The organism is Thiohalophilus sp., from assembly GCF_046483665.1.
GTDB lineage: Bacteria > Pseudomonadota > Gammaproteobacteria > UBA6429 > Thiohalophilaceae > Thiohalophilus.
In genome coordinates, this window is the sequence record NZ_JAWOCR010000005.1 from 41818 (window position 1) to 66948 (window position 25131).

Annotated in this window: 22 protein-coding genes and 1 tRNA gene; 6 read left to right on the forward strand and 17 right to left on the reverse strand. The window is 54.8% G+C overall.

Annotated elements, in window-relative coordinates; genetic code table 11:
• Nucleotides 1–3: 3 nt before the first annotated feature.
• Genes R6U90_RS01020 through R6U90_RS01030 form a run of 3 tightly spaced genes read right to left on the reverse strand, consistent with a single transcriptional unit; the run spans nucleotide 4 to nucleotide 2124 of the window.
• Entirely contained in the window at nucleotides 4–255 is a 252-nt protein-coding gene (locus tag R6U90_RS01020) for a YkgJ family cysteine cluster protein (RefSeq protein WP_410350922.1), read from the reverse strand.
• A gap of 35 nt (nucleotides 256–290) precedes the next feature.
• Nucleotides 291–1328 carry a ParB N-terminal domain-containing protein gene (locus tag R6U90_RS01025; RefSeq protein WP_410350798.1) on the reverse strand — a complete coding sequence of 346 codons (1038 nt, stop codon included), beginning with the start codon at nucleotides 1326–1328 and terminating at the stop codon, nucleotides 291–293.
• A 37-nt stretch (nucleotides 1329–1365) separates the two neighbouring features.
• Nucleotides 1366–2124: a spermidine synthase gene (locus R6U90_RS01030; protein ID WP_410350799.1), complete on the reverse strand. Its 759-nt coding sequence runs from the start codon at nucleotides 2122–2124 to the stop codon at nucleotides 1366–1368.
• Nucleotides 2125–2239: 115 nt separating this feature from the next.
• Here R6U90_RS01030 and R6U90_RS01035 point away from each other — a divergent pair, with 115 nt between their 5' ends.
• The 3 genes from R6U90_RS01035 to R6U90_RS01045 all read left to right on the forward strand — a co-directional run bounded on the left by R6U90_RS01035 (nucleotide 2240) and on the right by R6U90_RS01045 (nucleotide 4858).
• Nucleotides 2240–2902, forward strand: a complete 663-nt coding sequence (locus R6U90_RS01035) for a class I SAM-dependent methyltransferase (RefSeq protein ID WP_410350800.1) — start codon at nucleotides 2240–2242, stop codon at nucleotides 2900–2902.
• 15 nt (nucleotides 2903–2917) lie between these two features.
• Nucleotides 2918–4342, forward strand: coding sequence for a cryptochrome/photolyase family protein (locus R6U90_RS01040; protein WP_410350801.1), 1425 nt, complete (start codon nucleotides 2918–2920; stop codon nucleotides 4340–4342).
• Nucleotides 4343–4525: 183 nt separating this feature from the next.
• Complete coding sequence (locus R6U90_RS01045) at nucleotides 4526–4858, forward strand: TusE/DsrC/DsvC family sulfur relay protein (protein WP_410350802.1); 333 nt, start codon at nucleotides 4526–4528, stop codon at nucleotides 4856–4858.
• 218 nt (nucleotides 4859–5076) lie between these two features.
• Here R6U90_RS01045 and hflC read toward each other — a convergent pair whose 3' ends face one another.
• The 8 genes from hflC to R6U90_RS01085 all read right to left on the reverse strand — a co-directional run bounded on the left by hflC (nucleotide 5077) and on the right by R6U90_RS01085 (nucleotide 13594).
• Entirely contained in the window at nucleotides 5077–6018 is a 942-nt protein-coding gene (gene hflC, locus R6U90_RS01050; RefSeq protein WP_410350803.1) for a protease modulator HflC, read from the reverse strand.
• The gene (gene hflK, locus R6U90_RS01055) at nucleotides 6015–7067 is read right to left on the reverse strand and encodes an FtsH protease activity modulator HflK (protein WP_410350804.1); all 1053 of its coding nucleotides are present in this window, start codon (nucleotides 7065–7067) and stop codon (nucleotides 6015–6017) included. The genes hflC and hflK overlap by 4 nt, the downstream gene beginning before the upstream one ends.
• Before the next feature lie 393 nt (nucleotides 7068–7460).
• Nucleotides 7461–8603, reverse strand: coding sequence for a group II intron reverse transcriptase/maturase (gene ltrA, locus R6U90_RS01060; protein ID WP_410350923.1), 1143 nt, complete (start codon nucleotides 8601–8603; stop codon nucleotides 7461–7463).
• A 126-nt stretch (nucleotides 8604–8729) separates the two neighbouring features.
• Nucleotides 8730–9983: an EAL domain-containing protein gene (locus tag R6U90_RS01065; RefSeq protein WP_410350805.1), complete on the reverse strand. Its 1254-nt coding sequence runs from the start codon at nucleotides 9981–9983 to the stop codon at nucleotides 8730–8732.
• 757 nt (nucleotides 9984–10740) lie between these two features.
• Complete coding sequence (locus tag R6U90_RS01070) at nucleotides 10741–11235, reverse strand: gamma-glutamylcyclotransferase family protein (protein WP_410350806.1); 495 nt, start codon at nucleotides 11233–11235, stop codon at nucleotides 10741–10743.
• Between the two features lie 364 nt (nucleotides 11236–11599).
• Nucleotides 11600–12547, reverse strand: a complete 948-nt coding sequence (locus R6U90_RS01075; protein ID WP_410350807.1) for a YbgA family protein — start codon at nucleotides 12545–12547, stop codon at nucleotides 11600–11602.
• Between the two features lie 4 nt (nucleotides 12548–12551).
• Nucleotides 12552–13145, reverse strand: a complete 594-nt coding sequence (locus tag R6U90_RS01080) for an exonuclease (RefSeq protein WP_410350808.1) — start codon at nucleotides 13143–13145, stop codon at nucleotides 12552–12554.
• 29 nt (nucleotides 13146–13174) lie between these two features.
• The gene (locus R6U90_RS01085) at nucleotides 13175–13594 is read right to left on the reverse strand and encodes a DUF6524 family protein (RefSeq protein WP_410350809.1); all 420 of its coding nucleotides are present in this window, start codon (nucleotides 13592–13594) and stop codon (nucleotides 13175–13177) included.
• A 103-nt stretch (nucleotides 13595–13697) separates the two neighbouring features.
• Here R6U90_RS01085 and R6U90_RS01090 point away from each other — a divergent pair, with 103 nt between their 5' ends.
• Both R6U90_RS01090 and R6U90_RS01095 read left to right on the forward strand, forming a co-directional pair.
• Complete coding sequence (locus R6U90_RS01090; RefSeq protein WP_410350810.1) at nucleotides 13698–14249, forward strand: hypothetical protein; 552 nt, start codon at nucleotides 13698–13700, stop codon at nucleotides 14247–14249.
• Nucleotides 14250–14270: 21 nt separating this feature from the next.
• The gene (locus R6U90_RS01095; RefSeq protein ID WP_410350811.1) at nucleotides 14271–16106 is read left to right on the forward strand and encodes an ABC transporter ATP-binding protein; all 1836 of its coding nucleotides are present in this window, start codon (nucleotides 14271–14273) and stop codon (nucleotides 16104–16106) included.
• A gap of 143 nt (nucleotides 16107–16249) precedes the next feature.
• Here R6U90_RS01095 and R6U90_RS01100 read toward each other — a convergent pair whose 3' ends face one another.
• Complete coding sequence (locus R6U90_RS01100; protein WP_410350812.1) at nucleotides 16250–16651, reverse strand: gamma-glutamylcyclotransferase family protein; 402 nt, start codon at nucleotides 16649–16651, stop codon at nucleotides 16250–16252.
• Between the two features lie 364 nt (nucleotides 16652–17015).
• On the opposite strand from R6U90_RS01100, the gene rapA reads away from it, so the two are divergent.
• Nucleotides 17016–19913, forward strand: a complete 2898-nt coding sequence (gene rapA, locus R6U90_RS01105; protein ID WP_410350813.1) for an RNA polymerase-associated protein RapA — start codon at nucleotides 17016–17018, stop codon at nucleotides 19911–19913.
• A 212-nt stretch (nucleotides 19914–20125) separates the two neighbouring features.
• On the opposite strand, the gene R6U90_RS01110 is transcribed toward rapA, so the two are convergent.
• The 5 genes from R6U90_RS01110 to R6U90_RS01130 all read right to left on the reverse strand — a co-directional run bounded on the left by R6U90_RS01110 (nucleotide 20126) and on the right by R6U90_RS01130 (nucleotide 25122).
• Nucleotides 20126–21763, reverse strand: a complete 1638-nt coding sequence (locus R6U90_RS01110; RefSeq protein WP_410350814.1) for a putative bifunctional diguanylate cyclase/phosphodiesterase — start codon at nucleotides 21761–21763, stop codon at nucleotides 20126–20128.
• 638 nt (nucleotides 21764–22401) lie between these two features.
• Nucleotides 22402–22478, reverse strand: a tRNA-Met gene (locus R6U90_RS01115).
• Between the two features lie 250 nt (nucleotides 22479–22728).
• Nucleotides 22729–23820, reverse strand: a complete 1092-nt coding sequence (gene ychF / locus R6U90_RS01120) for a redox-regulated ATPase YchF (RefSeq protein ID WP_410350815.1) — start codon at nucleotides 23818–23820, stop codon at nucleotides 22729–22731.
• A 33-nt stretch (nucleotides 23821–23853) separates the two neighbouring features.
• Nucleotides 23854–24426: an aminoacyl-tRNA hydrolase gene (gene pth / locus R6U90_RS01125; RefSeq protein WP_410350816.1), complete on the reverse strand. Its 573-nt coding sequence runs from the start codon at nucleotides 24424–24426 to the stop codon at nucleotides 23854–23856.
• A 51-nt stretch (nucleotides 24427–24477) separates the two neighbouring features.
• Nucleotides 24478–25122: a 50S ribosomal protein L25/general stress protein Ctc gene (locus R6U90_RS01130; protein ID WP_410350817.1), complete on the reverse strand. Its 645-nt coding sequence runs from the start codon at nucleotides 25120–25122 to the stop codon at nucleotides 24478–24480.
• Nucleotides 25123–25131: the final 9 nt, after the last annotated feature.

A 25131-nucleotide genomic window follows, 5' to 3' on the forward strand; every position in this document is an offset into this window, starting at 1 on the left:
GCCTCACCCGGTCTGTTGCTCAAGCCATTGCAGCTGATACACGGCATCCTCATACGTCTCGCCGCAGATCGAGGCCGTCGCGCTGAACTGCTCGCAAACCGCGGGCCGTTCAGGTTGCCCGAACAGGCGACACAGATGATTCTCATCCAGCTGGATGCAACGCACGCCGGCCGGTTTGCCCTGTGGCATGCCGGGAATCGGTGAGGAGATAGACGGCGCAATACAACAGGCGCCACAACCGGCGCGGCACGCCATACGGTCGGTTTGTTGCAGCTGAGCGATATTTGTCACTACCCTTCTCCACCCGACATGGCGGCCACCAGGGCCAGTTCGCCCGGCTTGACCGAATCAAGATTGAACTTCTTCGCTGCCGACGCCATGCGCGTCAGGGCCGCCGGGACACTCATTGGTGGCGAGGTATCGCCTTTTTTGACGCGATGAAAGCGTACCGGGTTGATCCGGGCGACCACGTAATTGCGTAGATAGGGCGACTTGAAGCCGCGCGCTTTTAACTTCTCGATGATCTTTTTTACCTGCACATCGATCTCCTGCAAGCGGGCCGCCTGCGCTTCCCGTTCGCGCAGACTGACGCGCAGGGTGCGTTCGCTGAAACGGTCCAGTTTTTTCAGCATCGGGCTGTAGGCGCCGCCGGCAAAGCGTTTGTTCTGCGAGTAGATCATCCCCAGGGTCAGCAACTCCGGTGCCTCGAACTCGGCGCTGTAATCCACTTCCTTGGCGCGCGGCTTGCTCTCGGCCAGCGCACGCGCCATACGGATCACTTCCAGACTGCGATCCTTGAGGTTATGGGCCTTCTCGGTATTCAGGGCCAGTATCCGAAAAGCCAGCTCCTCGTCGGGCGAGACCAGCGCGGTGATCTGGCGCAGGCCAAGCATTTTGGCCGCCGCCAGGCGATGGCGACCATTGGGCGTCCACAGGCTGCCGTCGTCCCCGCGTACCACGATCAGCGGATCCAGAAACGAGCCACTCTCCTCGATCTTCTCGGCCAGGCGCTTGACGTGCGTCGGGGAAAGATCGCGCTGAAACGGCGTCGGCTGTACCGCCTTGAAAGGCAACACCGCCATAACCACCTGCCGTCCGGACAGCGGTTCTCGATAGGCACCGATGGCAGCCCCGCCGACGGCCTGAATCTCGGCGATCAGCGGTGCCACAGCCTTGTCATCCAGCGGCAGGACGACCTGCTCGGCCTTCAGGCCGCGCTGTTCCTTGCGCGGCGCCAGCTTGCCGGTTTTTTTCTTGCGTACGGCTTTCTTTTTGGTCTTCTTTTTCGCCGTAGTCTTCTTTTTGCTGACTTTCTTTTTCGCTGCCATAGCCCGGAGATTTCTCAGAAATTGTTCGCCCGCCGCATTATCGGCCAGCCAGTAAACGCCGTACAGTGAAATTGAAATTTCCCCGGCTGATCTCCTGTGCCAATGCCGGTATCCCGTTCAGTTGTTCGCGCAACAGCTGGCTGGATGACGGCTGACGTAAAAAACAGGCAATATAATTTTCAAAAGCCGGGAGGGTAAACTGGTACCCCTGCGGTAAAGCCTTGCGCAGTTTCGACTGCTGATACCAGGCACAATCGCGCAGGCTTTTGCGCGAGACAAAATTCATCACCAGTATGCCGTCACGGGAGAGGTTACGATTGAGCAGCTCGAACCATTTTTGATCCGCTTTAATCGCCCTGACCGGTTCACCCCGCTCTTCGGTAAACAGATCCTCGATAATCAGGTCGAATTTCGGTCCCTGGTAATCCTGCAACCATTGTCCCGCCTCCGCCTGGTGCAGCTCGGCGCCGCAGCGCCCTATCTCAAAATAATCCTGTGCCACCTGCACATGGATCGGATTGAGTTCCACCCCCACCATCTCGGCGACATCGGCATAACGCTGTAACTGATGAAACACCGTGCCGCCCCCGACGCCCAGCATCAATACCCGTCGAAACCGGGGCGGCTGGCGAAAGAATGCCGGCAGCCACAACAGGTCCCAGATGCCGCCCGCCAGGGTACGTTGCGGATGATACTGGCTGTGAAACACCCCATCGGTATACAAGCGGCGGGTCCGGCCCGCAGTACGCACCTGATAATGCGCGCCTTGCCAGGTCTTTTCCCAGAGAATGGCCATAACTGCGGTATGCCGCCTTTACCGGATGAATTGCATTTGCCGGCGGCTAGTTTACCATAACGAGACATTCCGCCGGCTTGCGCCGGCGACTTCCCGGCTAATCACGAGGCAGCGCATGTCAAACCGTACCCTGAATCTGAATGACACTGTTTACGAGTATCTGCTGGCCCATTCCCTGCGCGAGAGTCCGCTGCTGAAACAGTTGCGCGAAGAGACCGCCACCCTGGAGATGGCCCGCATGCAGATCTCCCCGGAACAGGGTCAGCTGCTTAATTTGCTGGTTAAATTGCTCGGTGCCAGACAGGTCATCGAGATCGGCGTCTTTACCGGCTACAGCGCCCTGTGCATGGCAGAAGCCCTGCCCGCCGACGGGCGCCTGGTTGCCTGCGATATCAACCAGGAATGGACCGATATGGCGCGACGCTACTGGCATGAGGCCGGGGTACACAAACAAATCGAATTGCTGCTGGCACCGGCGGACAAAACCCTGCAAAAGCTGATCGACACCGGCAATGCCAACAGTTTCGATTTTGCCTTCATCGATGCCGACAAGAGCCATTATCTGACCTATTACGAACAGTGCCTCAAACTGATTCGCCGCGGCGGTTTGATTGCCATCGACAATACGCTCTGGAATGGCGATGTCGCCGACCCAGCTGTTAACGACGCGGACACACAGGCGATCCGGGATCTGAATGACGCCCTGCACAGTGATTCCCGGGTCGATATCAGCCTGCTGCCCATTGGCGACGGCCTGACACTGGCGCACAAGCGCTGAGCCCAGCCTGCTCGTATGTCCCTTACCCTGATCCTCTGGTTTCGACAGGATCTGCGCCTGCATGACAATCCCGCCCTGCAGGCGGCCCTGGCCGATGCCGACCGGATCATTCCTATATATATACACGATGACAGTCCCGCCTGGGCACCCGGTGCCGCCAGCCGCTGGTGGCTGCATCACAGCCTCACTGCGCTGGCGGAGAAACTCAAACAGCTCGGTAGCCGTTTGATTATTCGTTCTGGCGACAGCACACAGGTACTGCAACAGATCATTGATGAGACCGGTGCCAATGCCGTGTATTGCAACCGAATCTATGAACCGGCCCAGCTGAAGCGGGATAAACAACTGCACCGGCAGTTAAAAGATCACGACATCACTTTCAGCATTTACCAGGGCAACCTGTTACGCGAACCGGATACGGTTCGTAATCAATCCGGACAACCCTACAGGGTCTTCACCCCGTTTTATAAATGCTACCTGCGCGAAGGGTGGGACAACCTGACATACAACAGTCCCAGACAACTGCCCGGCGTCACCACCCGGATCAAATCCGAAAAAATTGCGGATCTGGCGCTGCTGCCCACCATTGAATGGGACAGCGGACTTTACAACCACTGGCAACCCGGCGAGGCCGGGGCCTGGAAGCAACTGCGTCGTTTTCTGCGCAACGATCTGGCCGATTATCACCAGGCACGGGATATTCCTTCCCTACAAGGCACGTCTCGCCTGTCGCCGCATCTGCACTTCGGCGAGATCAGCGTACGGGCGATCCTGGCCGAGCTGGATCGCCAGGGTCTGCGTCGCCAGGGCGAAGGTTTCATTCGCGAGCTGATCTGGCGCGACTTCGCCCATTCCGTGCTGTTCCACTTTCCGCACACCACCGACAAACCGTTTGATGAACGCTTCAATAACTTCAAATGGAAACAATCGAAAAAGCTGTTACAGGCCTGGCAACAGGGCCGCACCGGCTATCCCATCATCGACGCCGGCATGCGCGAACTGTGGCACACCGGTTACATGCACAACCGGGTACGCATGATCGTCGCCTCGTTTTTGACCAAGAACGGAATGCAACACTGGAAACAGGGCGCCGAATGGTTCTGGGACACCCTGGTGGACGCCGATCTCGCCGCCAACAGCATGAACTGGCAATGGGTCGCCGGCTGCGGGGTCGACGCCGCACCCTGGTTTCGCATCTTCAACCCGGTCACTCAGAGCCAGCGCTTCGACAAGCAGGGGTTATATATTCGCCAGTGGGTCCCGGAACTGGCCAGCCTGCCGAACAAACACATCCACGAGCCCTGGAAAGCGCCGGAAGAAGTTCAAAAAGAGGCAGGATGTATTATCGGCAAAAATTATCCTGAACCGATCCTGGAATTAAAGGCGAGCCGGGAAGCCGCCCTGGCAGCGTATAAACAACGGATTACCGGGAAATCGTGAAACCGTTTATTTAACAGCCAGTTACTCGATAGACCAATAATCGGGTTCTCTCCTGCACCGTTACCGGGATATCTCACTGCCAGTGTCAGATCTTGCAAGAGTGCATTGATACGCCTATATACGGAATGAAAGATCAATTTTCTTGACTGGAAAATATCCCCTTGGGATAAGGAGGATCAGGCCGTGGCTCCGATCCAGAACACAATACCCACCGGTCACCTTGAACTGGACGAAGACGGCTTTCTCATCAACCCGGCCATGTGGTCGCCGGGTGTCGCCGAATATCTCGCCCGGATCGACGGCATCAGTGAACTGACCGACACCCACTGGAAGTTAATCGAGAGCCTGCGGAATTTCTACTTCACTCATGGCTATGCCCCACAGGAACGGCATGTCTGTCTGCTACAACAGCTCGACAAATACTGTCTGGAAAACCTGTTCAACAACCAATACCGCGAAGCCTGGCGGCTTGCAGGGCTACCGAATCCGGGTGAGGAATACAAAAGTTATATGTAATCCCGGTCAATATTTCGCAAATGCAGGCAAATAAAGACTTGGCGTTTATTTGCGTCTGTTCACGGATACCTTTCACTGGAACCCAGGATTAAATAGTTAATGAGTATACTGTCCCTTGAATTCTGTTAATGGAATCTCTTGAATTAACGGGCGCCGGCTCCAGGCCCGTCGTCAGAGTACCGCACCCGATGGGGCGCGGCACCCTGGCAGACAGGGGGTTACTGGACTTGAGCCTCTTCCAGGTAGCGGAAGAAGTCGGAGTCAGCGCCGAGCATGAGCGTGCTGTTCTCGCCCAGGGCCCGGTAACTTTCCAGCGTGCGGAAGAAGGAATAGAACTCCGCGTCGGCACCGAAGGCCTTGCCGTAGATTCGGGTCGCTTCGGCATCGGCCTCGCCCCGGATCTTCTCGGCGTCACGCGCGGCCTCGGAACGGATGCGCCGAAGATCGCGTTCCATGTTCCCGAGGATTTCCTGGCTGCGGCCCCGGCCTTCGGAGCGGAAGCGCTCGGCGATGGACTGGCGTTCGGCGATCATGCGGCTTTCCACCTGTTTGCGCACGGATTGAATGTAGTTGACCCGCTTGATGCGCACATCGTCCAGCTCGATTCCCAGCGCGGGCATGGAATCCCGCGCCCGTTCCAGAATGCCGGCTTCCAGCAGTTCACGCCCCAGTTTGGGCTGTTTCTCCAGGTTGACGTCACTGCGTTCGGCCAGCGCGGGATCATCCAGTTCCTCGACATTCACTTCCCAATCCTTGGAGCGAACGATTTCTTCCAGCTCGGTGGACGAGACCATATCGCGCACCACCGAGTCGATGATGTCGTCGAGTCGGGTACGGGCGCCGGCTTCATCCCGGACGCTGGTCAAAAACAGCAATGGATCGGTGATGCGCCAGCGCGCCGTGGTGTCCACCAGAATGAACTCACGACCCAGCGTGGGAATCTGGGTCACGTCCCCATCCCAGACCAGCAGGCGTTTGTCGAAATAGCGCACATTCTGCCAGGGCAGCTTGAACTTCAGGCCGGGCTCGTCAATGACATCGCCAATCGGTTCACCGAACTGGACCACGATGGCCTGTTCGGCTTCATCCACGGTATAGAGGGTAACGTAGCCGATGACGACGGCAATCGCAGCCACGATGGCAAGCAGTGTGGTTTTCATCGTTCACCTCCGGCGACACGCGCGGCTTGACGGTTGACATCGAGCAACGGCAGCGGCCCCACCTGCCCGTCCTGTACAACCAGTATCTGTCCGATATTGGGCAGGATTTCGTTCAGGGTTTCCAGATACAGGCGTGAGCGCGTGACCCCGGGGGCCTGCTGGTATTCGCGCAGAACGGCACTGAAGCGTATGCTCTCGCCGTCGGCCCGGTTCACCCGTTCCGTGGCGTAACCTTCGGCTTCGGCGACGGTACGCAGGGCGGCACCCTCGGCGTTGGGAATCTCCTGGTTAACGCGTTTTTGCGCTTCGTTGATCATCCGTTCCCGCTCCTGACGCGCTTCGTTGACTTCGTTGAACGCCGGTTGCACGGCCGGGGGCGGGACCACGTCCTGCATCTCCACAGTGCTGATGCGAATGCCGGCATCGTACTGGGTGAGTATTTCCTGAATTTCTTCGCCGGCCTTTTTCTGAATCTCCACCCGGCCGATGGTCAGCACCTCGGAGCCCAGCATGTTGCCGACGATACGGCGCATGACCGACTCGGCAATGTCGCGCAGGGTCCGGGTGGGCTCACGCATCCGGTACAGAAACTTGATGGGATCCTCGATGCGGTACTGGACCACCCACTCCACGTCGATCATGTTGAGATCGCCGGTGAGCATCAACGACTCGTCTTCGAATTGAGCGGCGCTGTAGGTCGAGCGCCCCCCCTGGCGGGTGCCCTGGGTGCGGAAGCCGAATTCCTGCTTGAGCACCCGCTCGGTGGCTACCAGCTGAACCTGGTCAATGCCAAAGGGAAGCTTGAAGTGCAGGCCGGGGTCGGTAATTCCCGTGACGGAACCGAAGCGTTTCACCACGGCCCGTTCCTCGGGCTGAACAGTGTAGAAAGAGGTCAGTGCCCCCCAGACCAGCAGGATAAGCACCACGACGCCGATGACGCCGCCGATCCGCCCGCGCGGCGAGCCGCCGCCGCTGAATTTTTTCATTATCTCAAACAGGTCGGGCGGGCCCGCCGGCCCGTGGCCATTGCCTTTTACGGATTGGATCATACCTGGTCTCCCTTGAATGGAGACAACAGTTTACTCTTCAGAGTCGGTTTTGTACGCAATTAGAGCGAAAAAACCGCTGATCAACCCGACGTGCGGATAGTTGACGGTGAGCGCCAGTGTGAGGGTAAGAGGCGCGAGAGTTTACAAGAAAAAGATTATGGTGGTTATAGTTTCTCTGCTTCACGGAGAGGGAAGATACTGTCATATAATCGACATATTAGTGGCTGCTTACGGTAGAGTAAAGATGTGGCGCGGTGGCCTAAGGTTCAGCCTATCTGTTTTCCGTCCCTTTCGTCTGACGGTGCCTCAATAGCTAAACCATCACTCCGTTTCCACATCCTCCTCATCGAACCGGACATGCAGATTTCCCGCATCCGGCTCTCGGACAAGACGTCACGCCTTCACCCACGGCTCGCCACGTCCAAGTTGCGTCAAGCGAACGAGACCAAAGTGTCCGTAGATGTGCGAGGGGGGAAAAGCCCCGCCCCTGCGACGCCTGACTTTATACTTGTTACGTAACCACCGGCGCAACCGCATCGCGGCGTAGCTGTCTAACGCACGATAAGCGCGGTTGTAGGTGCCAACTTGAAAGTAGTTGGCCCAACCCCGCAACGAACGATTCAACCGCTCCACCATCTCTGTGGTATCTACCCACGTATAAGAATGAGCCGTCATGGTATGAATTTTATCAACCATGCGCTTGATGCTCTTCTTTGAAGGACGCATGCCGAGGTACGCTTTACCCGATCTCGTTGAATACATGCGTCCAAACGTGTAACCCAGAAAGTCGAATTTATCTTCCGGTATACGGCAGATATGTGTCTTTTCCTCGTTGACCGTGAGCTTCAGCTGATTCATTATCCTGCGCATGTGCTGGCTCGCTTCATCCGCTTTGCCGCGCTTGCACAAAATAACCAGATCATCCGCGTAGGTCACGATCTGACTCCCAAGGCGTTGATCCAGGTTGAGCCTCTTCCATGCCAACACAAACCGGCGCATATAGAGGTTAGCCAGCAGTGGTGAGATGGGCGAGCCCTGTGGAATGCCGCACCTGTTGTTCTTGGCCTCCGTGGTGCGTCGTTTCCGGCCTGTCTTGTCGCTTTCCTCGACGGCACATTCCAGCCATTGCTTCAGTAGATGCAGCATACGTCGATCAACGATACGACGCGCCAGCGACTGAAGCAGTTCTTTATGGGGAATGCTGCCGAAGTAGTCCGACAGGTCGGCATCGACAACGTCCGGATGACCGTGAAACAGTAGTTCTTCCACCTCGACAACGGCCTGTTGTGCATTGCGCCTTGGGCGATATGCATAAAGCTCCGGTGGAAGATCGGCTTCAAAGATCGGCTCCAAAACCAGCATCGCTGCTTTCATGCAGACTCGATCTCGCAGGGTTGAGATGCCCAGGGGTCTGGACTTGCCATTGGGTTTGGGAATAAACACCCGTCGTATCGGAGCCGGTTGATAGACTCCCTCTCTGAGTTCAAGCACCAGTTCACCCAGCCACTTCTGGATATTTAGGGTCAGAGTAAAAATAGCGACTGACTGACATTAAGTTTTTACTCTGACCCTAAATATCGGAGTAAAAATAGCGACTGACTGACATTAAGTTTTTACTCTGACCCTAAATATCCTAAATATCGCTAAATATCGTAATATCAATTATATGCCAATATCACAACACAGCACGAATGACTTTTCCCCATCATTCAATGCAACGGATATCGTCTTGCACATACCCAGCCCAGTAAGCGAACGATATGGTTTTGTGATCTGCATTTCCCTTGGGTTTTCCATGGCACGACGAAAGTACTTGCGCCGCCCCCAATTTGCAGCCTCATCGTCACCCAGCTGTTCGAAAGGTGTACTTACATTTCTTTTCGCATGTTCTCCATATATATTGCTACCTAGCTGGTATCCATCATTATCCAGAAGATAACAACTCATGACTCTGGGATGATTCAGCAAGGGCTCACATGTCCTTTCGATCTGCATATCCGGATGTGCACCACTTGTGGATTCACGAAATAGCATCTCGACACCCGAGGGAAGATCCTCAGTTATTAATAAAGTGGATTTATCGTCATGCGCCCCGTGTTTGATTTGCAAGTATGGATTAAGCCTTGACCAGACGGCCTGCAACTCTCTTTCAGGTCGGCCAAAATAATAGCCTTGATGTAAATCAATATCCAGATCATGCGCAAACCCGGCATCAGCCTCACTTTCAATTCCTTCCATGACGACCAATGATCCACTTTCATGCAACAATTCAACCAGACTTATAAAGGGGCGAAATTTACCAGGATCGGTTCTGAGCCTGTCCAGCATGGATTTGTCAAGCTTAACAATATCTGGCTCCAGGTCCCAGATTCTGTTGAAGTTGGAGAAGCCTGCACCAAAATCATCAATTGCTACTCGACAACCATTTTGCTTCAATTTCCTTGTAACTTTGACCAGGTTACCAAACTCCTTAACAGATGCTTCGACAAACTCAATGACTATACGCGAGGGTGGTATACCATTTTCATCAAGAGTGCTGAAGAAGTTATACATGCAATCGCCACAATTATTCACCATAGCAGGATTAACATTGAGGAACAGCCAGGCACCAGTTGTATCATTTCTAAAGTAATTGATTGCATGCAATGTACGCGTTAGCTCCTCAAGATGCATCAGTGCTTCTTGTTCTTTGATATTTGAAAATATCTCAAGAGGAGATATCGACGAACCATCTCGATCCGTAGCTCGCATTAGCGCTTCATAGCCTACAGGCAGCTGATGAGCAAAACTGTAAATTGGCTGATAGGCACTGTGAATTGATAAACCTTGAAATTCGCCTTCCAGGTACTGACTGTCTCGCCGCGGGATATCAGCAGCCTTGCACACCCCCGCATTGATCATGTCGTCGACATTCATTATCGCGCCTCTTTTCGATATCCTGACACAGGGGGCTGAAGCAAATTCACCGACACATAGCCTTTATATTTTCTGACGATTATTTTTTATAAATTAGACCGTCATATAACAGAAGGTAATACTGCCTCTAAAACAACGACGGCCTCTGGTAACTAAAATCTTGCGATCATTTGCATATAGTTATTTTTATACGTTTTAAGTCTCAGGATTCATATCGGCAGTTTTTTTCAGATTTTAAATTTAGCTGATATTTTAAGTATTTATAGTTATCATTACCGACAATCATGCCTGAAGTCACTACTTTATAAGGGAAACCCCTTACCCGGATACATGTACCCCCTTAACCATCGCCTGCCGAAATAGTCGTCGTCTATGCTGGATCGGCCTTTCAAACCGGGGGCAGAGCACAGATATTCTCTAATATTAGAAACAACTATGCTCTGATCCAGATTTTCTTAGAAAATGCCTCAAAATGAGGTTACGTCTTGTCTATGGTATCGGGGGTAGCCCACCTCAGATACTGCCACCGGTTTTCTCCATATAATCGCTGTTATCGCCAGATGTGACCACAGACAATATGCGTGCAAAGCAAATGGGGGCGGTGACAAACGACAACATTCGCATTGGTATTTATCCCGCTCCATTTTTCGGGTGTCCGTTTCGGGTTGTGGGTTCAATCGAAAGCAGCCACTTCTTAACCACCACACAATTTCTAATATTTTAGTTCTTCAAGCATATTTCGCCACCCTGGTACAGATCAGCTGTAAATCGCCAACTCCCACTCCCGCCGCTCATTATCGGCATCCTCGATATGCTCGACGCTCTCGATCGCATGGATATACGTCGCCGGCAGTCCGTGTTCCCGGGCCCCGCGAAGCACGTGTGATTTGTACCAGTCCAGGGGCTTCAATGTCGGGTCGGTACGGATAGCGTAGTAGGTGATGGCCTCGACGAATTCTCCGTCTGTTAATCTCACCTGCACGACTTTCTCGGCATAGCCCCGGCCCAGTCCCTCGGCCCGATCCAGGGCGGGTTTGTCCTGTTCCGCGAGGGTAAATACGACGCCGTGGACGCAATCGGTTGCGTCGCCGGTTTGGCAGGCATCGCATTTTGCCGTGCCGTCGTTGTCGCTGATCTTGTGAAATGCCAGCCGGTGGCCCGCCAGTACCGCCGTGTTCATCTTTGCAGCCGTGGGGGCGCGTGCCTGGATACGCCGGGATGACATGTTGGAGCCGTAGGCGAAGTAGTACATCAGTGCTTTTTCTCCTTGCCGTACAGCAAAATCTCACCACCAAGACACCAAGTTAATATTTATTCTGTCAAAACCGGTTATTTGTCGCCATACGTCTGTTTCAGGACATTGCCGGACACGCATTGCTGTACCTGGCAGGCATACTGGACCCCGGCCTGCGCCGGGGTGACGAAAAGGATTTATTCAGAGAGTGTTGCATACAGTACCGTAAAGTAAAGACTTGTAAGTTTATTTCTCCTGGTGCCTTCGTGTCTTCGTGTCTTCGTGTCTTCGTGTCTTCGTGTCTTCGTGTCTTCGTGCCTTCGTGTCTTCGTGTCTTCGTGCCTTCGTGCCTTCGTGCCTTCGTGCCTTCGTGGTTAATCGCTTAAAGGCTGTTGCGCAACATGAGCTCTTCGGGATAGGGATTCATGTAGTACTGCTGGTCGATGTAGGGCTGGGGGTATTTGCGCAGGTGGTGTTTGAGCAGGGTGATGGGCACGATCAGGGGGACCTGGCCGAGGCGATATTTGTCCAAAACTTCGAGCAGTTCCTGTTTGTCGTCGCCGTCGAGGGAGTCTTTCAGGTAGCCCATGACATGCATCAGTACGTTGGTGTGGCGTTTGCGCGTGGCGGGGATTTTCAGCGCCTGCATCAGGATGTCGATGTAGCTGCTGGCCAGCGCATGCAGGTGTTCCTTGCCGGCGTCAGCGACCAGGCGGCCCAGGCGCCGGTAGGCCGGCTCATCGTGGGCCAACACGTTGAATTTATGTCGGGAATGGAAGTCCACCAGTGCGGAAGGGCTCAGGCCGTCTTTGATCATCTGCTGCCAGCGGTAATAGACAAACACCCGTTCGATGAAGTTCTCGCGCAACACGGGGTCCATCAATCGCCCTTCTTCCTCGAATGGCAGGTTGGGCAGACACTCCATCAGGGTGGCGGCATAGATGCCGCTGCCGGTTTTAGCCGGGACGTTGTTGTGATCGAAGACCCGCACCCGCTCCATGCCGCAGCTGGGCGAGTCTTTCTTTAATATATAGCCGGATATTTCCGAAAGCTGACCTGAGACTTCGAAGGCGTAGTCGCGCAGGGCGTCCGTCTTGTCCATGGAGGGGTCCTGGATGCCCACCGCGTGCACGCCGTCGTCGCGGCGCACCAGGCGAATCGGCGGGCGCGGGGTGCCCATGCCGATCGCCACCTCGGGACAGTAGGGGACAAATTCAAAATATTCGCTCAGGTTGTTTAATACAAACACATTGCGCTTGTGCCCGCCGTCGTACCGTACTTCCTGGCCCAGCAGGCAGCTGCTGATACCGATATGAATCGTATGTGTCATTGGATTATTGTTTGTCGTTGCCATCAGCGGAGGGTTTGCCGTTGAGGTTTTCCCGCATCATATTAATAAACAGTTCCCCCTGCTCGCGGGCGTCGTCCAGGGCGATATGATTGTGTTCCTGCTCGGAGAACCAGCGATTGGGCAGATAGGGTTTACCGCATTCGCGAAACGGCCGCTTGCGCATGCCCATGGCATAGGAGCGCATGTCGATCCCGTGTTCGCCGAAGGCACGGCGGTCGGTAAAGCGCAACAGGTACCAGTAGATCCACATGAAGTCCCAGGTGGCGGGCCAGGCGGTGAAGATGGGGTTGCCCGGCAGCTCCTCGAGCCAGTCAGCGAATTCGTGCATGACCTCCTGCGGCGGACGAGTGTTTTCCCGGCAGGCGGCCCAGGCCTCGGGGAAGTGTTGCCACCAGGCTTCCATACGCGGGTGGGCGGTGGCGCCTTCCAGGGTATCGAGATTGGCACTGTAGTGCGCTATCTCTTCGCCGGTCTCGTCATAGGCGACCGCGCCGATACTGAGCATCGAATGGGGGCCGGGAATCGGGCCATCGGCCTCGATATCCACGCTGACATAAATTTCCGGTTTTTTCGCCATCTTATCGGCCCCTGTTCTGGCGCAATGGTTCAGTCTTCGACATCATCGATATCGAACTGGCCGCTCAGGCGCCGGCGGATATGCGACCAGGTCATGCCCACGGCCAGCAAGGCGCTGATCACAAACAGAATCATATAGGCGACTGTATCAAACGAGCCACGGGGTATTACGCCCCATTCCCTCAGTAGCCACAGCAGGGCGGCAAACAGCGCCACCACCAGCAACATGCCGAAGCCGCCCAGCGAGCCGAGCGTGGCGCGAATAAATATCGTCCAGCCGATGACCAGTAAAATGCCGACAAAGATCTTCAGCGCCAGCGGCCCCTGCGCGGTGTTCGCTGCCCAGTGGACGAAGGAATAGCCTTCCGGGTTGTAGGTACAGAAGACCAGCACCAGTGCCGCGAGAAAGCGCCAGCCGATCCCGACCCAGGTAATTTCCCTGCTCGCCATTGAAGCCCCTTTTTAATTATTGTTTCCGCCCTGCCCGGCAGACGATTTGATCCTGAACCGGATATTGGAAACAATAGCGGTTCGCATTTCCGGAGTATGAGTAATGAGTATATCAGAACGCGATCAACAGATTCGACAAACCCACGCCCCGCTCATTCAGCAGGTGGTCAAGGCCTGCCTCAACGCCGAGGAGCGAGACCGGCTGGAGCCGATGTTACAAATGGCCCGGGAACAGAACTGGCATGCGCTGGTTGACCGCATCGAATCCATTTTGAAGGGTCAACGTGACGAATCGCTGCTGCTCAACCTGGATGAGGAGGATCGGGTGATTGTCCAGTCCATTCTGCAGGGCCTGCAAAACCCCGAGACCCTGCCCGATCCCGAGGTGCAGGCCGATCCGACCATCGCCGCCCCCGGTCTGGCGCAGATGATCCACGCCGCCAACCACGGTAACAGCGAGGCGTTACAGGCGCTGGGCAACATGGCCGAATACATGATTCAGGTTCCCGGCGACATGCGCCAGCTGGGCGGCATTATCAATCGTCTGTTACAGGGTGAGCGGGATCCCGAGGTGTTATGCAAGGGCATGGGCCCGAGCGGTGAGCAACTGGTGCTGAACATTCTCGATGAGCTCAACCAGATATCGCCCCAGTAGTAATCCCCACGATTTTGTTATATGACCACCTCCGCCCAACTCCAACCGGTTCCGGTTGACGACCACACCGGGTCCGCGCCGGCGCACGGTTACGGCTGGTCCTACATTCTGAATGAGACGCTGCGCCACAAGCGTGAGTTGATCAAGGCCAACATCATTGCCGTGATTGCAGTGGTTGCCAGCGTTCCCATCCCGCTGATGATGCCGCTGCTGGTGGACGAGGTGTTACTGGAGCAACCGGGGCCGCTGGTCGGGTTTATGCAGGAATTGTTTCCCGCGGGCTGGCACGGGCCGGTGCTGTATATTCTGTTCATTTTGCTGGTAACTGTGTTGCTGCGCCTGAGTTCGATCATGTTCACGGTCTGGCAGACCCGCCAGTTCACCCTGGTGGCCAAGGATGTGGTGTATCGCATTCGCCGTGCGCTGTTAAATCGCCTGCAACGCATTTCCATGGCCGAGTATGAAACCCTCGGTAGCGGCACGGTCGCTTCCTACTTTGTCACCGATCTCAATGCCATCGACGAGTTTATCGGCCAGTCGGTGAGCAAGACCCTGATTGCCGGTTTGTCTCTCGTCGGGGTCACGGCCGTCCTGCTCTGGCTGCACTGGCAACTGGCGTTGTTTATTCTGTTTCTCAATCCGCTGGTGATCTATTTCACCGTCACCCTGGGCAAGAAGGTCAAGACACTCAAAAAACGGGAGAACAAGGCCTTTGAGCTGTTTCAGCAATCCCTGGTGGAAACCCTCGACGCGGTGCGCCAGATTCGCGCCAGTAATCGCGAACGCCATTACCTGGGCCGGGTGATCGACGCCGCGCGGCGGGTGAAAAGCCACTCGGCCGACTATTCCTGGAAATCCGATGCCGCCAGTCGACTCTCGTTCGGCGTATTCCTGCTTGGCTTTGACAGCTTTCGCGCCATCGGTATGTTAATGGTGGTGTTTTCGGATCTGACTATCGGTCAGATGATGGCAGTCTTCGGTTATCTGTGGTTCATGATGACGCCGGTACAGGAACTGTTGAACCTGCAGTATGCGTTTTACTCGGCCAAGGCGGCACTGCAGCGAATCAATACCATGCTCGATCTGCGCCTGGAACCCCGCTATCCCCATCATGAAAATCCGTTTTCCGATAAAGTCACCACCGGCATTCGACTGGATGATATCAGTTTTGCCTATGGCAATAACGAACCAGTGTTGCGTCATGTCTCACTCAACGTCAAACCAGGGGAAAAGGTCGCGCTGGTCGGGGCCAGCGGCGGGGGCAAATCCACGCTGGTGCAGGTACTGCTCGGTATCTATCCTTTTGACAGCGGCATGCTCTATTTTGATGATGTGCCGATTACCCGGATTGGTCTGGATGTGGTGCGCGAGCACGTCGTGACCGTGTTGCAGCAGCCGGCCATGTTCAACGACACGGTCCGCCACAACCTGACCCTGGGGGATGAACAGGATGACGCACAACTCTGGCAGGCCCTGCGCATTGCCCAGCTTGAAGAGATTGTCTTACAGATGCCGCACCAGCTGGACACGCTGATCGGCCGCCAGGGCGTGCGCCTCTCCGGCGGCCAGCAACAACGCCTGGCCATTGCCCGCATGATTCTGGCCAACCCGAAAATCGTTATTCTGGATGAAGCCACCTCGGCACTGGATACCGACACCGAAGCGCGATTACACCGCGCCCTGCATGATTTCTTGCAGGAACGTACCACATTGATCATTGCCCACCGGCTCAGCGCTGTGCGTCAGGCCAATCGGGTGTATGTGTTCGAGGACGGACACATTATCGAACACGGTTCGCATGAAGAATTAATTGATGCGGGCGGCCTCTACCAGCGGCTGTACGGCAAGCAGGCATAGAGCGCCGTTGGCAGTTGGCAGTTGGCAGTTGGCAGTTGGCAGTTGGCAGTTGGCAGTTGGCAGTTGGCAAAGCTCTGATTCAGGGCATTTTTCTGTCAACTGCCATCTGACGTCTGTCAACTTCGCTTTTTTGCCAACTTTCCCTAGCGAATATAACGCAGGAAATTTTCCAGATGCTGTTCGACAAACTGCCGCTGGTCCCAGCGCCGGGTAGAGAGCAGCCGGCTTTTTTCATCGGGGATCACGTAGGCCATAGCGAATAACTCTCGCCCGTCTTTTGTCGTCACTCTGACCTGGCGTTTTTCATAACAGGTGTCCTCGTAATGGTCGATCTTTCTATGGGTCGCGGGGTCAAGATCACAGTAGAGCGTTCCCTGTACGCCATCCCCCGGCGTCGCGATAATGCCGGGATAGACTTCACCCTCCAGGCGATAACGGGCATAGCCATTCAATGTGCCCGGTATACCGACCACGCTCTGACCGGTCACGGCCGAGAACACCTCGGCTAATTCGAGGGTGCCATAAGTAAACAGATGAGCGGACATTGCCCTCTCCTTCATAAACAACATATTTTTCACTCAACAGAATTCCGAACGCCGCTTACATTATTCAGGAAGATGACTTCGCCTCACTCACAATGACGGAGAATAATAATGTCATTGAGAGGAATAATATGACGAAGCAATCTCTCCAGATCAACATTCGAAATACTCATCAGAAATGTTAAAGCAAACATTGCGCCATAACCATTCGGGTAATTACTTATACACTTCCAGGATGATCGCAATTTGACAGATATGACATTGGTCTGTTTTCCTGCCGCCTTTTTGTGCGCACCATTAGCACTTGCACAATTTACGTGCAAGGACAAGACTGTCTGTGGGTTTTGTTATTTGACACAATTTCGCCATGGAAAGTTTCACCTCAGGTCAGCGCTGGTACAGCGATAATGAACCGGAACTCGGTCTGGGTATTGTGCGGACTGTCGAGCCACGACAGGTTCAGCTGTACTTTCCGGCCATCGACGAAGATCGGATCTATCGAATCGATAATACCCCGCTGACGCGTATGCGTTTTCTGCCCCATGACACCGTCAATGATGATCAGGGCACAAAGTGGCATATCACGCATGTGGAAGACCATGAGGGTCTGCTCACCTATTATGGTCACGATGAGCAGGGGCATGGCGGCGAAATCGTTGAAACCGCACTCGCTCCCCGGCTGCAACTGAGCCGGCCACAGGATCGGTTACTCGGTGGACATATCGACCCTGCCCGCCTGTATCACTTGCGCCAGGTGACCCGCGAGCGGCAGCACGAGTTATTACCCGCGCCGGTTCATGGTCTGTGCGGCTGTCGCGTCGACCTGGTGCCTCATCAACTGTATATCGCCCATGAGGTCGCCAATCGCGCCGCACCACGGGTCCTTCTGGCCGACGAGGTGGGGCTGGGCAAGACCATCGAGGCGGGCCTGATCATGCACAAGCAATTGCTGGATGAGCGCATTGCCCGGGTGCTGATTCTGGTGCCGGAAAATCTCCTGCATCAATGGCTGGTGGAAATGTTGCGCCGTTTTAATCTGCGCTTCAGCCTGCTGGATGAGCCACGCTGCCAGGCGCTGAGCGAACAGGACGACAACCCCTTTGAGACCGAACAGCTGGTGCTGTGTCCGCTGGAAATGTTCATGCGCGACAGTTTGCGCCAGGAACAGGCGCTGGCGGCACCCTGGGATCTGCTGGTCGTCGATGAAGCCCACCATCTTGAATGGCAGCCCGATCAGGTCAGTCCTGAATACCGTTTCGTCGAACAGCTGGCAACTTGCATCCCGGCCGTACTGTTACTGACCGCCACTCCCGAACAGCTGGGAATCGCCGGCCATTTTGCCCGACTGCGATTGCTGGATCCGCAACGCTTTTTTGATCTCGAGGAATTTCTGGAAGAAGAAGCCCTGTATCAGCCGATTCTGCTGGCGGTGAATGAATTACTCGATGACCAGCCGTTGGGAGAGGACTCCCGAAAAGCACTGCAGCTGGCGCTGAGGGAACACCCTGCTTTCGAGCGCCTGATGTCGCTCGCCAATCATGCGGCAACCGACGAATGGCATCACTCGGAACGTCGTAACGCCCGTCAACAATTGATTCATCTGCTGGTGGATCGGCATGGCACTGGCCGGGTGCTGTTTCGCAATACCCGCGCGGCAATCAGCGGGTTCCCGCAACGCCAGCTGCATGCCACCGCTCTGCCCCTCCCCGAAGCCTATGCGCAGGCATTTGCCAATCTGCGCGACGAACCGGCATCCTTGCAGTTAACGCCGGAACAACTGTGGTCGCATCACAATGATGCCGCGGCCGACTGGCGCGACTTTGATCCGCGGGTGCCATGGTTAATCGACACTGTACGCCAGTACCGGGGCGAAAAGTTTCTTGTCATCTGTGCGCATGCCGAAACCGCCCGCACACTGCATCAATACCTGGCTGATCGGGTCGGTCTGCGTTGTGCCGTTTTTCATGAAGAGATGACAATTATCGAACGGGATCGGGCCGCCGCCTATTTTGCCGGTCCGGAAGACGGCGCCCGACTGCTGATCTGCTCGGAAATCGGCAGCGAGGGGCGTAATTTCCAGTTTGCCCATCACCTGCTGATGTTCGATCTGCCCGCGCATCCGGATCTGCTGGAACAACGCATTGGCCGTCTGGATCGTATCGGTCAGACACAAACCGTGCAAATCCATGTCGGTTATCTGGCAGACAGTCCGCAGAGCGTTCTCTATCGTCTGTATCACAACGCGCTTGATGCCTTTTTACATCCCTGTGCCACTGGCGATGCGGTATTTACCCGGTTTCGGAAATCTATCGACGTCGCGCTGCATCAGCCAGCAAAAATGCCAACACCGTTTGAGACGCTGCTGGACGAAATTGCTGACCATCACCAGCAACTTGCACAGCAACTGGAGGCCGGCCGCGACCGGCTGCTGGAACTCAACTCCTATCGATCGGACGAAGCCGATTATCTGCAGGAGAAAATTCGTCACCTGGATAACGATCCGCGGCTGCCAGAATTTCTGGAAGCGGCCTGCGCCCAGTTCGGGGTCGATATGGAAGTGCATGGCAGTGACAGTCATGTCATGCATCCCGGGACGCACATGCTGGTAGATCACTTCCCTGGCCTGCCGGATGACGGTCTGACACTGACCTTCTCTCGCTCTGCCGCTCTGGCCCGCGAAGACTGGGAATTCATGAGTTGGGAACATCCGATGATTCGCGGCATCATGGATCAGGTCCTGGAAGAGCGTCAGGGTAACGCCGCCCTGGCGATTCTGCGTGGCAGTGGTCTGCCTGCGGGTAGCCTGCTGCTGGAGTGTCATTTTATTCTCTCAGGCACGGCGCCCAGACGACTGCAATTGCCGCGCTTCTTACCCCCGACTCCGGTTCGACGGTTAGTTGATTCTGATGGACGGGATCTTACCGATAGGTTCCCGGTCGACAAACTGCGCATCCTCCCCGTCGAGCTGGATAAAACCACGCGCAACCAGATTCTCCGTGCCCGCCAGGACACATTGCGCGACATGTTTGAACGAAGCGAAGTCCTCGTGCAGGCTCCGGCCCGCAATATCCTCGAGCAGGCCAACCACCACATGCTGACTTTGCTGGAGACCGATATCACTCGCCTGCAACATCTGGCCACCATCAATCCCAATGTTCGTGAAGAAGAAATCCGGCAACTTCAGGAACAGCGTGATGCCTTATCCCGACACATTCTGCAGATTGAACCCACGCTGGATGCCGTACGTCTGTTAATCGCCGGCTGAGCCGGCATCCAAAGATCGGAAGGTTTTCGAGTGAAGTTGACGAGCCCGCCGTTGGCGGTCTACAGATTAAAAACGGTAGCCATCACCAGGAACGGGAAGAGCTGGACAAGGATTACAACGACAGCCGCAGGGAAGCCAAAACCGCCCTGTCATTCTTTATTCCAGCGGTGAACACCGGGGAGCAACGCCTGTGTTAGTGAGTACCGTCCCGCTCAGGCCGGACTGTCGGCACGCGCCGCCAGCAGGCCAGTAACCGGCTCTTGCGCCAGCCAGCGTCGAAATTCCACTTCGCTGACAGGTCGGCAAATGTGATATCCCTGGGCCATATCACAACGCAATATCTCGAGCAGGTCATAAGCGTCCTGTGCCTCGACGCCTTCAGCAATCACCCGACGCCCCATGTTATGCGCCAGCTCGATCGTGGTACGGACGATCACGGCATCATTATCATCCCGGCTCATATCCCGGACAAAGGATTTATCGATTTTGATCACATCGGCCGGAATCTGCTTGAGATAGGCCAGTGACGAATAGCCGGTACCAAAATCATCGATCGCCAGACTGACGCCCATTTCATGTAATTGTTCGATCACTGCGCGTACACCATGTGAATCGGTCATTACACTGTTTTCGGTAATCTCCAGCGTCAACCGCGCCGGATTAATCCGGTAGCACTCGATCAGTTCGCGTATTTTTTCAGGCAGCTGGGCATCCTGGATATCATGAATTGAAAGATTTACGCTCATTCGCAAATCCAGTCCTTGTTTCTTCCATTCCGCCATTTGCTGAAGTGCTGCCTGTAAAATGTATCGGGATAACGGGCGCATCAGGTTCGACTGTACCGCCAGAGGAATAAATTCATCCGGCATCACCAGCCCCAGCTCCGGATGATACCAGCGAGCCAATGCTTCCACCCCCGAGACCTTGCCGTGCTGCATGTCGACAATCGGCTGATAATGCAATGTAATCTGCCGTTTATCCATGGCATCACGCAGATTACACAGCATACTCAAACGCTGTATGGTGTACTGATCCTCGTTCGCATCGTAGAAGACATAACCGGCACCGGCTTCCTTGGCCATGTACATAGCCACGTCGGCATGCTGGATCAGTATATCCGCGGTAGGACCGTCCTCGGGATAACAGGCCAAACCAATGCTGATACCAATCGGTATCTGGCGATGGTCTATCCGAAATGGCTCTTGCATAAAGCGGACGATATTTTGCGCCACGACCTCAGCTGTCTTCTGGTTTGCATCCGGCAATAACACCGCGAACTCATCTCCACCGAGGCGCACAAAAGTATCCGTTACTCGCAATACTTTTTTTATCCGGGTCGCCACATTCTGGATCAACCGGTCCCCGGCCTGATGACCCATTGAATCGTTCACCTCCTTGAACTGGTTCAGATCCATCATCAGCACCACAAACTCGAAGTGAGACGAAGTATCTTCCTTGATCAGCTCTTCCACCTTCTCATACAGGAAGTTGCGATTGGGCAAACCGGTCAAATGATCATGATAGGCGTAATGCAGTTCAAGCGCGGAAATACGCCGGATATATTCAATACTGGAAAGACTGCTGCGGGTAGTTAAAAGTACAAACAGGCTGCTACCCAGAAACATTATCGCCATCAGAATCTCCGCGATGCCAGGGGCGGCCTGCCGGCTTAGCATTGCCAGCTGGACTATATAACCGGCAATAAACAACAGCAACAGGATAAAAATGAGATTCCATGTCAGGTCGGCACCTTCTTTTTCCTGACAAATTTTTCTAACCGGACGTAATGAAAAGAGCAGCAATACCACACCAACCACCACGAGGGACATCGTTATGTACTTCAACACCATAACCCCACATTTTAATATTACCCTCTGAAAGCAAGGATAATGAGATAAGTTATTAGATTACTATTCGTATGGACAAACCCGGATTATCAAACTTTTTTATATCAAATCGGTTGGCAGATATTGAGAACGGTATATGCGCTTATCTGCGTGAAAAAAACACTATTGTTTTTTAGACTCATTCAAATAATTCTTCAAACTTTACAGCGCAGGTATATTGTTACCGTAATCCCCTGCACGGCACAAGTCGGGCAGACCGTTTACTACGGTGAATCTAACATTTCAGAATAAAACAAATCGAACACGGACAAACTCTCACCAAAAAATGCCGGGTGCGGCATTCTCCCTGTGGGAGCGGACTACGACCAAGACCTGGCTCTCTGACAGAATCGCGCTTGTGGGGCGCTCCACTGCTGTGAGTGCTTAGTTCTGAGTTCTGAGTTCTAAGTTCTTAGTTCTTAAGTAGAGGGACCAGGAACCCGTAATACCTGGATCTGTTGTTGCGTACCGTACCCTGGAGACACGTTAATATTGGACGGGGATCCGGAACGTATACAGATTATAATGTTGCAGGTGATTGCAGATTGGGCGAGCCAGGAAGTTCCTAGTCACTAGAACCTAGCTCCTAGCACCTGAGTAAGTGGTGGCTACGCCCTGATTCGAACAGGGGACCCCATCATTATGAGTGATGTGCTCTAACCAGCTGAGCTACGTAGCCATATATCTTGCTGGCCCGGACGGGCCCCACAGGAGCCGCGCATTGTCGGCATTTCGGGCCGGGTTGTCAAGCCAGATACGCCCCTGTTAATTTCCAGAAAATTCTATCTCCCTAAACAAATCAACGGCTTAATTAACCTGGAAGGCGTCTGTACTCTCTGTTTCAACACCGTCCGCAAATGAACGCCAATGCACGCAAATACAAAATTCATATTCGCGTTGATTAGCGTTTATTTGCGGATTCCGGTTATCTAGACATTGAAACGGAAATGCATCACGTCCCCGTCCTGGACGATATATTCCTTACCTTCCAGGCGCAGGCGCCCTGCCTCCTTGGCGCCGGCTTCGCCGTTGTATTTGACGAAGTCCTCGTAGCTGGTGACCTCGGCACGGATGAAGCCTTTCTGGAAATCGGTATGGATCACGCCGGCGGCCTGCGGAGCGGTGGCACCGATCGGGACGGTCCAGGCGCGCACTTCCTTCTCGCCCGCCGTGAAATAGGTCTGTAACCCCAGCAGGTCAAAACCGGCGCGGATGACGCGATTCAGGCCAGGCTCCTCGAGGCCCATCTCGCCGAGAAAATCCGCCATCTCCGCCTCATCCAGTTCGGCGATCTCCGCCTCGATAGCGGCACAGACCGGGACCACCGGGGCGCCTTCGGCACTGGCATATTCTTTCAGCTCATCCAGCAGCGGGTTGTTTTCGAAACCGTCGTCGTTGACGTTGGCGATATACATGGCCGGCTTGATGGTCAGCAGGAACAGATCGCGAATCAGTTTCTTTTCCTCGACATCCAGATCCAGCGCCCGCACCGGCTGGCCTTCATCCAGGGCGGCCTTGACCTTCTCGAGCACAGTCATCTTGGCTTTGGCTTCCTTGTCGCCGGACTTGGCGACCTTGGCCAGCCGGTTCATGGCCTTTTCCACCGAGTCCATGTCGGCCAGCGCCAGTTCAGTGTTGATGATCTCGATATCGCTGATCGGATCCACCTTGCCGGCCACATGCACCACATCGTCGTTCTCGAAGCAACGCACCACATGGGCAATGGCCTCGGTTTCGCGAATATTGGCCAGAAACTGGTTGCCCAGTCCCTCACCCCTGGACGCGCCTTCCACCAGACCGGCGATATCAACAAACTCCATGGTCGCCGGCAGGACTTTTTGCGGCTTGACGATCTCTGCCAGCCTGTAAAGGCGCGGATCCGGCACCGGTACTACACCCACGTTGGGCTCAATGGTGCAAAACGGATAATTCTCCGCCTGAATGCCCGCCTTGGTCAGCGCATTGAACAACGTCGACTTGCCAACATTGGGCAGACCGACAATACCGCACTTGAATCCCATGATAATCAGTTCCTGGTTACTAGCGGCTAGCAGCTAGTTGCTTTTTGTATGAAGTTCGTTCATGGCTTTCGACAGTTCGCCTTCGATAACTTCCGGCAAGACTTTGAGGGCTGCATCGATAGCGTTATCGATGGCGATGCGATCCTCTTTAGCCGCTTTTTTCAGTACATGGCTGGTGACCCGGTTTTTGTCACCCGGATGGCCGATACCAAGACGCAGACGCTGAAAGCCATTGCCACCCATCTTGCTGATGATGTCACGCAGGCCATTGTGTCCGCCATGCCCGCCACCGTCTTTCAGGCGGGCCGTACCAGGCGGCAAATCCAGGTCATCATGCGCGACCAGGATATTTTGCATACCAATCTTGAAAAAGTTGGCCAGGGCCTGCACGGCCTGACCACTGAGATTCATATAAGTATCTGGTTTGAGCAACCAGACATCCTGACCGCCAACACTGAATTTGGCGACCTCACCGTGAAATTTTTTCTCGGACTTGAATACAGCGTGATACTGGCGAGCGACCTCATCCACAAACCAGAAACCGGCGTTGTGCGGTGTGCCTTCATATTCAGGACCGGGATTTCCCAGACCCGCAATCAGTTTCACACGTGCAGACAACGCCGGTTACCTGAGGCCGTAAAAACGGTAAGAAGCCGATTAGCTTCCTTCACCGGCCGCTTCGGCCGACTCGCCGCCTTCCTCTTCTTCCGTTTCTTCTTCCTTGGCACCGCGCGGCAGATGGATAGCGACAACCGGTTGATCATGTTCTTCGCCATGCGTCAGTTCCACCAGTTCGACACCGGCCGGCAGCTTCAACTCGCTCATGTGTACCGTCTGGTCGAGCGCCAGGTCACCAAGATCCAGTTCGATGTATTCGGGCAGGTTTTTAGGCAGACAGGATACTTCGACTTCTGTCAGGTTATGGGTTATAACACCACCTTCCTTGACGCCCGGGCACTTCTCTTCATTCATAAAGTGCAGCGGAACATTCACACGGATTGCCTCGGTAGCACTCACTCGCAGCAGATCCATATGCAGGATGTAGGGCTTGCCGGGATGACGTTGCAGATCCTTGATGATCGCCTGATCTTCGCCCTGATCCATTTTAACAGTCAGGATTGAGGAGAAGAACGCTTCGCTTTTCAGCTGGTTAACCAGATCGTCGTGATCCAGTGTCAACATGACCGGATCCTTGCCCGCGCCGTACATCACGGCCGGTACTCTGCCCGTGCGACGCAGGCGGCGGCTCGCACCTTTGCCCTGATCGCTGCGGGGTTCTGCTTGCAATACAAAATCACTCATGGTGAATCT

Excerpts from the sequence above, each read along its gene's own strand:
- R6U90_RS01110 (WP_410350814.1), bottom strand. The coding sequence starts at position 21,763 with ATGGTGTTGAAGTACATAACGATGTCCCTCGTGGTGGTTGGTGTGGTA.
- R6U90_RS01080 (WP_410350808.1), bottom strand. The coding sequence starts at position 13,145 with ATGGCGAAAAAACCGGAAATTTATGTCAGCGTGGATATCGAGGCCGAT.
- ychF (WP_410350815.1), bottom strand. The coding sequence starts at position 23,820 with ATGGGATTCAAGTGCGGTATTGTCGGTCTGCCCAATGTTGGCAAGTCG.
- R6U90_RS01075 (WP_410350807.1), bottom strand. The coding sequence starts at position 12,547 with ATGACACATACGATTCATATCGGTATCAGCAGCTGCCTGCTGGGCCAG.
- R6U90_RS01085 (WP_410350809.1), bottom strand. The coding sequence starts at position 13,594 with ATGGCGAGCAGGGAAATTACCTGGGTCGGGATCGGCTGGCGCTTTCTC.
- R6U90_RS01020 (WP_410350922.1), bottom strand. The coding sequence starts at position 255 with ATGGCGTGCCGCGCCGGTTGTGGCGCCTGTTGTATTGCGCCGTCTATC.
- R6U90_RS01035 (WP_410350800.1), top strand. The coding sequence starts at position 2,240 with ATGTCAAACCGTACCCTGAATCTGAATGACACTGTTTACGAGTATCTG.
- R6U90_RS01040 (WP_410350801.1), top strand. The coding sequence starts at position 2,918 with ATGTCCCTTACCCTGATCCTCTGGTTTCGACAGGATCTGCGCCTGCAT.
- hflC (WP_410350803.1), bottom strand. The coding sequence starts at position 6,018 with ATGAAAACCACACTGCTTGCCATCGTGGCTGCGATTGCCGTCGTCATC.
- R6U90_RS01065 (WP_410350805.1), bottom strand. The coding sequence starts at position 9,983 with ATGAATGTCGACGACATGATCAATGCGGGGGTGTGCAAGGCTGCTGAT.
- hflK (WP_410350804.1), bottom strand. The coding sequence starts at position 7,067 with ATGATCCAATCCGTAAAAGGCAATGGCCACGGGCCGGCGGGCCCGCCC.
- rapA (WP_410350813.1), top strand. The coding sequence starts at position 17,016 with ATGGAAAGTTTCACCTCAGGTCAGCGCTGGTACAGCGATAATGAACCG.
- R6U90_RS01070 (WP_410350806.1), bottom strand. The coding sequence starts at position 11,235 with ATGTACTACTTCGCCTACGGCTCCAACATGTCATCCCGGCGTATCCAG.
- R6U90_RS01030 (WP_410350799.1), bottom strand. The coding sequence starts at position 2,124 with ATGGCCATTCTCTGGGAAAAGACCTGGCAAGGCGCGCATTATCAGGTG.
- R6U90_RS01090 (WP_410350810.1), top strand. The coding sequence starts at position 13,698 with ATGAGTATATCAGAACGCGATCAACAGATTCGACAAACCCACGCCCCG.
- R6U90_RS01130 (WP_410350817.1), bottom strand. The coding sequence starts at position 25,122 with ATGAGTGATTTTGTATTGCAAGCAGAACCCCGCAGCGATCAGGGCAAA.
- R6U90_RS01025 (WP_410350798.1), bottom strand. The coding sequence starts at position 1,328 with ATGGCAGCGAAAAAGAAAGTCAGCAAAAAGAAGACTACGGCGAAAAAG.
- R6U90_RS01100 (WP_410350812.1), bottom strand. The coding sequence starts at position 16,651 with ATGTCCGCTCATCTGTTTACTTATGGCACCCTCGAATTAGCCGAGGTG.
- R6U90_RS01095 (WP_410350811.1), top strand. The coding sequence starts at position 14,271 with ATGACCACCTCCGCCCAACTCCAACCGGTTCCGGTTGACGACCACACC.